This window comes from Proteiniphilum sp. UBA1028 (genome assembly GCF_002316955.1).
Taxonomy (GTDB): domain Bacteria; phylum Bacteroidota; class Bacteroidia; order Bacteroidales; family Dysgonomonadaceae; genus Proteiniphilum.
In genome coordinates, this window is sequence record NZ_DCEN01000073.1 from 1,202 (window position 1) to 9,732 (window position 8,531).

The 8,531-nt window shown below is 48.9% G+C and carries 6 protein-coding genes and 1 tRNA gene; 2 read left to right on the forward strand and 5 right to left on the reverse strand.

Annotation, left to right across the window (positions count from 1 at the left end):
- Positions 1-2: 2 nt before the first annotated feature.
- Both B3Z75_RS12505 and B3Z75_RS12510 read right to left on the reverse strand, forming a co-directional pair.
- Complete coding sequence (locus B3Z75_RS12505) at positions 3-728, reverse strand: 3-keto-disaccharide hydrolase (protein WP_294072226.1); 726 nt, start codon at positions 726-728, stop codon at positions 3-5.
- A 56-nt stretch (positions 729-784) separates the two neighbouring features.
- The gene (locus B3Z75_RS12510; protein ID WP_294072229.1) at positions 785-1,660 is read right to left on the reverse strand and encodes a pirin family protein; all 876 of its coding nucleotides are present in this window, start codon (positions 1,658-1,660) and stop codon (positions 785-787) included.
- A gap of 312 nt (positions 1,661-1,972) precedes the next feature.
- Here B3Z75_RS12510 and B3Z75_RS12515 point away from each other — a divergent pair, with 312 nt between their 5' ends.
- On the forward strand, positions 1,973-3,103 hold the full coding sequence (locus B3Z75_RS12515; protein ID WP_294072232.1) for a hypothetical protein: 1,131 nt from the start codon (positions 1,973-1,975) through the stop codon (positions 3,101-3,103).
- A gap of 117 nt (positions 3,104-3,220) precedes the next feature.
- Here B3Z75_RS12515 and B3Z75_RS12520 read toward each other — a convergent pair.
- The 3 genes from B3Z75_RS12520 to B3Z75_RS12530 form a co-directional block, all read right to left on the reverse strand.
- Positions 3,221-3,291 (reverse strand) — tRNA-Gln (locus B3Z75_RS12520).
- 68 nt (positions 3,292-3,359) lie between these two features.
- Positions 3,360-6,725, reverse strand: coding sequence for a DEAD/DEAH box helicase (locus tag B3Z75_RS12525; protein WP_294072234.1), 3,366 nt, complete (start codon positions 6,723-6,725; stop codon positions 3,360-3,362).
- A gap of 8 nt (positions 6,726-6,733) precedes the next feature.
- Positions 6,734-7,093: a diacylglycerol kinase family protein gene (locus tag B3Z75_RS12530; protein ID WP_294072236.1), complete on the reverse strand. Its 360-nt coding sequence runs from the start codon at positions 7,091-7,093 to the stop codon at positions 6,734-6,736.
- Positions 7,094-7,306: 213 nt separating this feature from the next.
- Between B3Z75_RS12530 and B3Z75_RS12535 the strand changes: the two genes are divergently transcribed.
- A complete protein-coding gene (locus tag B3Z75_RS12535) occupies positions 7,307-8,446 on the forward strand; it encodes a hypothetical protein (RefSeq protein WP_294072237.1) in 1,140 nt (379 codons plus the stop codon).
- Positions 8,447-8,531 lie beyond the last annotated feature (85 nt).

The window sequence follows — 8,531 nt, forward strand, 5'->3', positions numbered from 1 at the left end:
CCTTACAGCTCCCTGATCCAGATGTTCCGGTAAGCGACCTCCGTGCCGTGGTCCTGCAGCATCAACGGCAGTCGCCCGTGCGGGGTATAAGCGGGGTAGCCGGTGTAGGTGGTGTGCCCCTTCAGTTCAACGTTGTTTTGCACTAAGATGCCGTTCAGCACCACCGTAATTATTGCGGGCGACTCCAGCTTGTCGTCCGTGCCGAAACGGGGGGCCCGCCAGTAGATGTCGTAGACCTGCCATTCGCCGTTGCGCGTGTAGGCATTGGCCAGCGGTGCCTGCTGCTTGTAGATGCTGCCCACCATGCCGTTCACGTAGGTAGCGTTGTTGTCGCCATCGAGCACCTGTACCTCATACTTCGATTGCAGGAAGATGCCGCTGTTGCCGCGATTCTGGCCGTTGTGCTTTTCGGGGGCGGGCGACCTGAACTCGATATGGAGTTGTACATCGCCGAAATGGCGGCGTGTCATGATGCTCCCCTTACCCGGCATCACCGTCAGCTCACCGTTGCGAATTACCCACGGTGCATCGCCCTTCTCCCCTTTCCACTGGGAGAGATCCTTTCCGTTGAACAGGATGATGGCATCGGAGGGGGCAGCTCCCGGTGTCTTCCCCGGTGCGACCTTCGGCGGTACGGGAGCGTACCATTCGGTCTCTTCCGGGGCCATTTGTGCAGAAAGGCTGAACGAACCCAAGATCAGTGCAACTGTAAAGAGTGTTTGTTTCATGCTTTTACCAGTTTTTGTGTATGTTGAATGTTTCGGGAGTTACATGTCCTGCTTTTTCACTTCTTATGTTTAATAAATGTTCCGTGGTCCAACTCGTCGAAAGCCAGCTCCAGCTCTTCCCGGGTATTCATCACGATGGGCCCTCCCCAGGCTACGGGCTCGCGTAGTGGTTTGGCAGCCAGCAGAATAAAACGGGCGCCTTCGTTCCCCGAACGGACAACAACGGCATCGTTTTTTTCGGCATCCGGGTTCGTGGGCCGAAATAAAACAGCACACGATTTCTCTTCAAAATCAGACAACGGCTCGTCCACCGCCAGTGTCCCGTCCAGCAGATAAACGAAAAGCGTTTCGTTGTTGGGAGTTTCTGCATAGCTCCACGTACTGTCGGGAGCGAGATCCACATCGAGATAGTGTACCTTCACGTACTTTCCTTCAAAGACGCCGGTTTTGCCTTTATAGGAGCCCGCCAGTATTCTGACGGTTGCATTTTCTTCTTCCACAATCACTACCTTGTCCCGGGTAATGTCACCGTAGGAAGGTTCGGTCATCTTCTCTTTTGCCGGCAGGTTGACCCACAACTGGCAGCCCAGCATCCTCTCCGATGCTTTGGGCATCTCCTGATGAATAATTCCCGAACCGGCCGTCATCCACTGACATTCCAGATCGTGAATCGTACCTTTATTCCCAAGGCTGTCGCCATGTTCAATCTTTCCTTTCACCAGATAGGTGATCGTCTCGATACCTCTGTGCGGATGCCAGGGAAACCCTTTGATGTAGTCATCGGGATTGGTGGAGTCAAATCCATCGAGCATTAAAAACGGATCGAAATCGGGAATGGTGTTCGCTCCCAATACCCTGCGTAAACGAACGCCTGCGCCGTCTACGGCATGCTGGCCTCTGATGATTTGTGTCGCTTTTCTTCTGTTGATCATACCATTAATCGATGTTTACGGTTACTCACATTATCGCAAGCAAAAGACGGAAATAAATATATTATTACACACGTTAAAAATACGGAAACTTTTTTAAAGACGAAACAAAAGTATCGTATTAACAACAATCATTTTTTTGATGCAAGGATTTTTCTTCTGTACCAAAAAAGAGAGGACAGCATGGAAAGCAGACGGTGAACAGGGTTTTGTTTATTGAAATGAATGCAGCTAAAGATGAGACCCCCAAATGTTTTGTAGTACGATAAAATTAATGTAAACTTGCACTGAATTATATTCTAAATTCGATCCATCATGGAAAAAGAAATTGAAGAGAATCTGGATCATCAAAGTGAACCCATACGAAGAACTCATAAGAGTGATGTTCTTTTCCTGATTATTTCCTGTATACTTGCCGGTCTTTTAATCAAGATCCCTCAACTGTTTGGTTTTGATGCGGACGAGCATGATTACTACACGAAGAATGCGGGCATCATCCTTTTCGTGGGACTATCGGCATACATTTTCCTTACCAAAAACAAGATTAACCCACGGCAGTTGATCCTGTCGCTGCTGGTATTTGTGCTGTCCGCTCTTTATATCAACCTGCTGCCGACAGGAGAGGGGAGCGATTCGGTTCTTTTGTCCTATATTCACCTGCCGCTGATGTTGTGGTGTCTCTATGGCCTTATTTTCACCGATTATGCGACAAAAAATCGTTTGAAATGGATTAACTATCTCCGCTACAATGGTGACCTGGCCATACTGACTGCCGTCATTCTGATTGCGGGAGGGATTCTTACTGCGGTGACAATCGGCCTGTTTTCGACCATCGACCTGAACATTGAGAATTTCTACATGAAGAACATAGCGATCATCGGTTTGATCTCTGCACCCATCGTGGCGACATACATTGTAAGGAACTTCCCGGCAATGACCGATAAAATTGCGCCGGTCATTGCCGGCATCTTCAGCCCTTTGGTACTGATTACACTGGTAATCTATCTCATATTTGTTATTTTGACAGGAAAGGATCCTTACAGCGACCGGGATTTTCTGATTATGTTTAACACGATGCTTGCGGGAGTCATGGCGATCATTGTCTTCTCCGTGATCGGAACATCGGCCAAAAAAAGGAACCGTTTCAATGAATGGACCCTTTTTATGCTATCCTTCCTTGCACTGATTGTCGATCTGGTGGCGCTTTCCGCCATCCTCTACAGGGTGGGTGAGTTTGGGTTTACCCCCAACAGAACGGCTGTGCTGGGGTCTAATCTTCTCATTTTCGTACATCTCGTTTTGATCATGATCCACCTCTTCAAGGTTGTGCGGAATGAGAAAGAGATAAAAACCGTGGAACTGACCGTTGCCCGGTATCTGCCGATTTATGCTATATGGACCCTTTTGGTGACCTTCCTCTTTCCACTGTTGTTTGGGGGAAAGTGAAGCGAATCAAAGCATTCGTAAGGGAGGAGTAGATAAACAAAAAATGTCGGACCAATGATGAATCAGTCCGACATCCCTTTTTGTGTTGTTTATGTTATTGATATTCAGGTTGATATGTTGTCTTACCAGGATTCGAACCTGGACAAACAGGACCAGAATCTGTTGTGCTACCGTTACACCATAAGACAATATCTGTTTGAGACTGCAAAAATACAAAAAAATGTGATAATCAAAAATTATTTCAAGTAGAAACCGGTTATTTTGACCAATCTTTTCGATTTTTATCGAGTAAAACGAGTTTGTCACGATAATAATCGAGCAACGTGGCATAGACCGGGTGTTGTTGAAGTATTTTGCCATTCCCTATGAGAAACAATTGATGGCGTGCACGGGTGATGGCCACATTCAACTTCCTGTCCACGGTGCCGTCGTGATTCAGGTTGGAAAGATAATTCAACTGATAGGGTTTGTTTATGCAAAAGGAAAGGATGACCACGTCGCGCTGACTGCCCTGAAAGCGTTCTACGGTATCGATCATTATCTCTTCCACATCGCGGATGCCGGATTCCGACAGCTTGTGTTTGATCAGGGCAATTTGATTCCGGTAGGGGGCGATGATGCCGACTCCGGCGGGATGGAACGGAAGGCCGTTTTCTTCGTATATTGTCTGTATGGACTGCAGCAGTTGTACCGTCACCTCTGCTTCTATCTCGTTAAGCTTGTTGGAGGAGGAGAGGCGATTGATTTTCTCTGTCGAGAAGAACACGGTTCGTTCGCTTGCCACACTCCGGTCGATCAAATGATCGGAAGAACAGGTTAAATCCCATTGGGAGGTTTGCCATTCGCTCGCGGGGAAAAGACTGTCGGAGTAGAACCAGGTGGCCGGGAAGCGGGCAATGTCGATATGCATCCTTCCCTGTTGGGTGAGTTGTGCATAAGCGTGTTGCCACCCATTCTCCCTGCATTGACGCAGCAATCGTTCGAAAAGCGAATCGCGGCAGTCAATAAGTCCGGCATTGCACAATGCGGGTTCGTTGTTTTTGGAGAGTATCGGCTTTTGCAGCACGATGGTGGAGAGCTGATTGTGATCTCCTATCATGATAAACTGATCAAAACGGGGCAGGAGCCCGATAATCTGTGGTTCCAGTATTTGTGACGCTTCGTCGATGATGGCCACATGAAAATGCTTGAGCGAGAAGAGTTCCATCCTCCCTGTGATGGATGCGAGCGTGGAGACATAGATGCGTGTCTGCTGAATCTCCCGGCGCAACGATTCCCTGTTTGTGGCTTTCTCCGAAATCCTTTGCAGCAGCCGGTGCCTGTACTGCCCGGCGCAGGAGAGCTCGGTCCCCACGCGAATATAGGTTTCGCACGATCCGTCGCTACAACCAAAGGCTGCATTGATCGCATCGCAAAGTTCGTCAACAGCACGATTGGTGTAGGCCAGCACCAGGATGTTGGTATCGGGTTGTTTGTAATATTCTTCGATTAACCGGCGGGCAAAAATGGACGTTTTTCCGGTTCCCGGTGGCCCCACAAGAAGAAAATAGTCCTCTGCATGCATTATTTTATCGATGATGCTGTCGGACGTGATTTTATTCCGGCTCTCTTCCATCGTCCTCACCCCGGGGGGCCTCAATCCCAACAGAAGGTCTCTTTTTTGTTTTGATGCTTTCAGAAAAGAAAAGATGCTTTTGAACATGCTGTTGCAGGAGGAATCCAGCGTGTCATGTTCAATGGCCCACAGCGGGTGGTCGTCAAAATAACGGCGGTTTTTTTGTTTGTAACGGAAACGTACCTCTACGTGTTTTTGGGTGATCTCTACAAGGGTCCCCTTCAGAATCTGACGGTTCAGCACCGTATCGGTGTCGTCGCTTCTCGGGTACACAATGCATATTTCCCCCTCGCGGAAATTCACAATATCGTGATCAGCTTCGCTGCGGGAGAAAATAATTGACCGCTCGTTGCCCGAGTCGTCGATATCCGTGATGGAGAGATTGAAGAGCACATCCAACGATGCGGCCCGTTCCTCGAAATGGCTGTTCCAGAGCGATGCCAGCCCGGTGGGAGTCTCGTATTCCACATCGCCGGTCTTCTGGAGGTACAACTCTCTCGAAATAAAACGAATATACCGGTAGAGCCAGGCTCTTTCCAACTCGCTGCTTTGAGACAGCACGGTGCGGATCTGTTCGAGCTTCTGCAAATAAAAACCGGGTAGTCTCTGCGACGGGTCCACGGGGCCACATAGTGCGTCGAATAGCTCTTCTACCTGATTGTTATCGCCGTGGATGATTGCGTGCTCAATAGCCACGATCCGGTTCCTGAGATGGATGATTTTCTTTTCCAGTTCCTTGTAAACGGCTGCAAAGCGGAGGTTCTCGCCCGGCTCGTTTCCTGCCGAATAGAGTATGGCCGCATCTACCTGACGGGCATCTTTTCCGAACACACTCTCCACCATCATCCGGTACACGGCAGTCTGCACTTCGTGGTTGAGGGCAATCTTCCCTTTGTTATACGTCGGAAAGGGTAACTTCCCCGATTTCAACTCCACAATTTTCGTGTCTGCCTCGTCGGGATGCATGTGTAGCAAATCGAGCCGCCCCTGGAATCCGAATTTCTCGCTGAAGAAGGAAGGCTCCAGCGTGCAATGATCAACATCGATCCCTCGTTTGGGGAAATCATCGCGTATGACCCGTTTGATGTGCTCAAACTGGTCTTTTGCTTTTCGCATAAACTCCCGGAAGTCCTTGTCGGAACGTATGTCCTCGCAACTGGTATATTCGAAGGGCGATTGTTTGAAAGAGCGCAAAAAGACATCATCGAAAGAAACATCGTCGGGGTTCCCGGCATACACCAACTCATCCAGAAAGAAGTTGGCCAGGTTTCCCAGCAACAGATAGGAACGATTCTCTTTCTCCTCCAGTTTGTTACGGAAATAGTGTAGCGGCGAGACAGCGTAGTTCTGAAAACACTCGGCAATGGCAGATGCATCGATCAGGTAATCCGGCTCGAGGACAATATACCTTGGCACGAAGTAGCCATTTTTATCCACGATGCAATCGATCAGGTTTAACTGTGCCCCTTCCCAAAATGTTTCTTCCGGGCCGATAAGGCTGTTATTCTCCGGAATTGCCTCGTATCTTACGGTTACTTCATTTTGGGGATTCTCTTCGGCCACACATCGGAGCAGGTTGTTTTCGGGCTCAATTTTAGATAGATAAACCCGTATTCTGTCGAAAGAAAAACGAACCGTCTCCTCGGGGGCGATAGTCCGGTCAACATCGGCATTGCCGGTCTGCAGGAAAGTGAAGAGCGCCATCAGCGTATTTACTGCATCCTTGAAATCCTGACTAGTTGCTTGCTGTGCCTGATCTTTTAGCAGATAGCTTTCCCTTACCCTGAAATGCTGGAGATGCCATTCAAGCTGCCTGGGGAGGCTATATTTTTGAGCAACGAAGACCAGTCGCGAAAACAGGGTGGGAAACTGCAGGGACTCCTCTTTCGTGAGCTCCCTGCACAATCGCTCCAGAATACATTTCAATTCATGCAGCTTTTTTTTTACCTCGTATGGTGCAGCCTTTACCTCGTTGGTTTCGTCAATGTATGGTTGTAAATCGATCATGGTATGGTTTAGAGGATTTTTGGAAGAAACACCACGATGGCCACAGCCAAAGCAGCCAGCGACGCGATCAATACGCCGGCGGCAGAAAGGTCTTTTGCTTCCCGGATGGAGGCATGCATCTCTTTGTTACAGGTAAAGTCGGCAAGGGTCTCCAAAGCTGTGTTGATCGCTTCCAGGGCAAACACGAAACCGATGACGATGATCACGGCAAGCCACTCCCCGTTTGATATACGAAGCATAAATCCCAAAACCACGGCTGCCACTGCAGCAAATAACTGGATCAGAGCATTGGGCGTTTTTTTGAACAGCGTGCGGATTCCCCTGAACGCATGACCGAAGGATTGTATTCTTTTTTTGAAGTAGTTCATATGTTTGTGACTTGAATCCAAAAGTACAAAAATAGTTTGTCCCTGCAAAAGTCCCTATCTCCAGTCAGAATCTTCGAAGTCCGCTTCACGATTGTGCAGTAAGGCAATGTTGAATCTATCAATTGACAGAAATATTATGCAACAGTAGTGGAGTAAAAGCGTTAACTTTGCTACCTTTGTAAAAAGGTGAAATCACGATAAACCTGGTAAAATATGTCTCGACAATGCCCCCTATGCGGAAAGAATAAACCCGAAGAAGCGCTGTTCTGTGAAGATTGCGCGATGAAAATTCGCGCGGACTATGAGATTGACCTGCCTGAATTTCAAAAGGAGGAGAATATTCCGGTTGAAGAGGAGGGAGGGCCAGGCAACGTGAATTTCCCAATCGCTTCAGAAGCAAAGGTGCCGGAGATGCCGAACGTGGCTGATACGGAGGAAGCTACAGATACGTTTGATGCGAGTACAAAGAAACCTCAGAAAAAGCCTCTCCTGTGGATTGCCCTGGCAGCGGTTTTGTTGGCGGGCGCTTTTTTTGTGTACAACGAAACGATTCGAAAGGGTAACCTCGAGCGCAGTGGCTGGGAGAAGGCGCTGAAAATGAACTCGGTGGAGGGATATGTTGCCTACATGGCGTCACATCCTGGTGGAGCGCGGTTTGAAGAGGCTCAGGCAAAGCTCATGAGCCTGAAGGAGAAAGAGGCAGTGCGCTGGGAGCAGTTGAAAACGACGGGCAACATTACGGAGTTGCGGGACTTCCTGCAACAGTACCCGAAAAGCCCGTATGCTTCGTTGGTGAAGATCCGGATCGACTCGCTCTCCTGGGTGGGTGCGTTGAATACAAATACTGCTGAAGCCTACTCTGATTATATTCTATTGGCACAGAGCGGCGACTTCAAGGGTGATTATCTTACACTGGCAAACACTCGCCGCGAAATGCTCTTTCAGTCGTATCCCGTAAACGAGACCGAGCTCGACAGCCTCCGACAGACCGTGGGCGGGTTCTACGCAGCTCTCTCCATGGTGGATCACGATGGCATGAGGCGATACCTGGCACCCGTGGTCGACCGATTTTTTGAATCGGGCAGGGCACCCCGCGAAAGGATTGCCGGTGAGTTGCTGATTGCTGCGGCCCGTACACAGAACGCAACGCTGCAGTTTGTCCCCGACCTGAGTGCGGTACAGTATGAGAAGACCATGAGCGATGCCTTCAGCGTGAATGTCCCGCTCACAAAATTGTTCGCGGGGAATGGAAAATCGGAGCAAGTAACCGGCTATATTGTTCACATGAGGGTAAACCCCCTCTTTCAGATAACCTCCATTTACGAAACAAAACCCTATCCTGGTGCTCCCTGAGCGATGAAGGAAAACAACTATTTGTAATCTTGCTTACTATGCAGTTTCAACTAACATCCGAATATAAGCCTACCGGCGATCAGCC

Coding starts and splice junctions, on each gene's coding strand:
- B3Z75_RS12505 (WP_294072226.1), bottom strand. CDS start 728: ATGAAACAAACACTCTTTACAGTTGCACTGATCTTGGGTTCGTTCAGC.
- B3Z75_RS12510 (WP_294072229.1), bottom strand. CDS start 1,660: ATGATCAACAGAAGAAAAGCGACACAAATCATCAGAGGCCAGCATGCC.
- B3Z75_RS12515 (WP_294072232.1), top strand. CDS start 1,973: ATGGAAAAAGAAATTGAAGAGAATCTGGATCATCAAAGTGAACCCATA.
- B3Z75_RS12525 (WP_294072234.1), bottom strand. CDS start 6,725: ATGATCGATTTACAACCATACATTGACGAAACCAACGAGGTAAAGGCT.
- B3Z75_RS12530 (WP_294072236.1), bottom strand. CDS start 7,093: ATGAACTACTTCAAAAAAAGAATACAATCCTTCGGTCATGCGTTCAGG.
- B3Z75_RS12535 (WP_294072237.1), top strand. CDS start 7,307: ATGTCTCGACAATGCCCCCTATGCGGAAAGAATAAACCCGAAGAAGCG.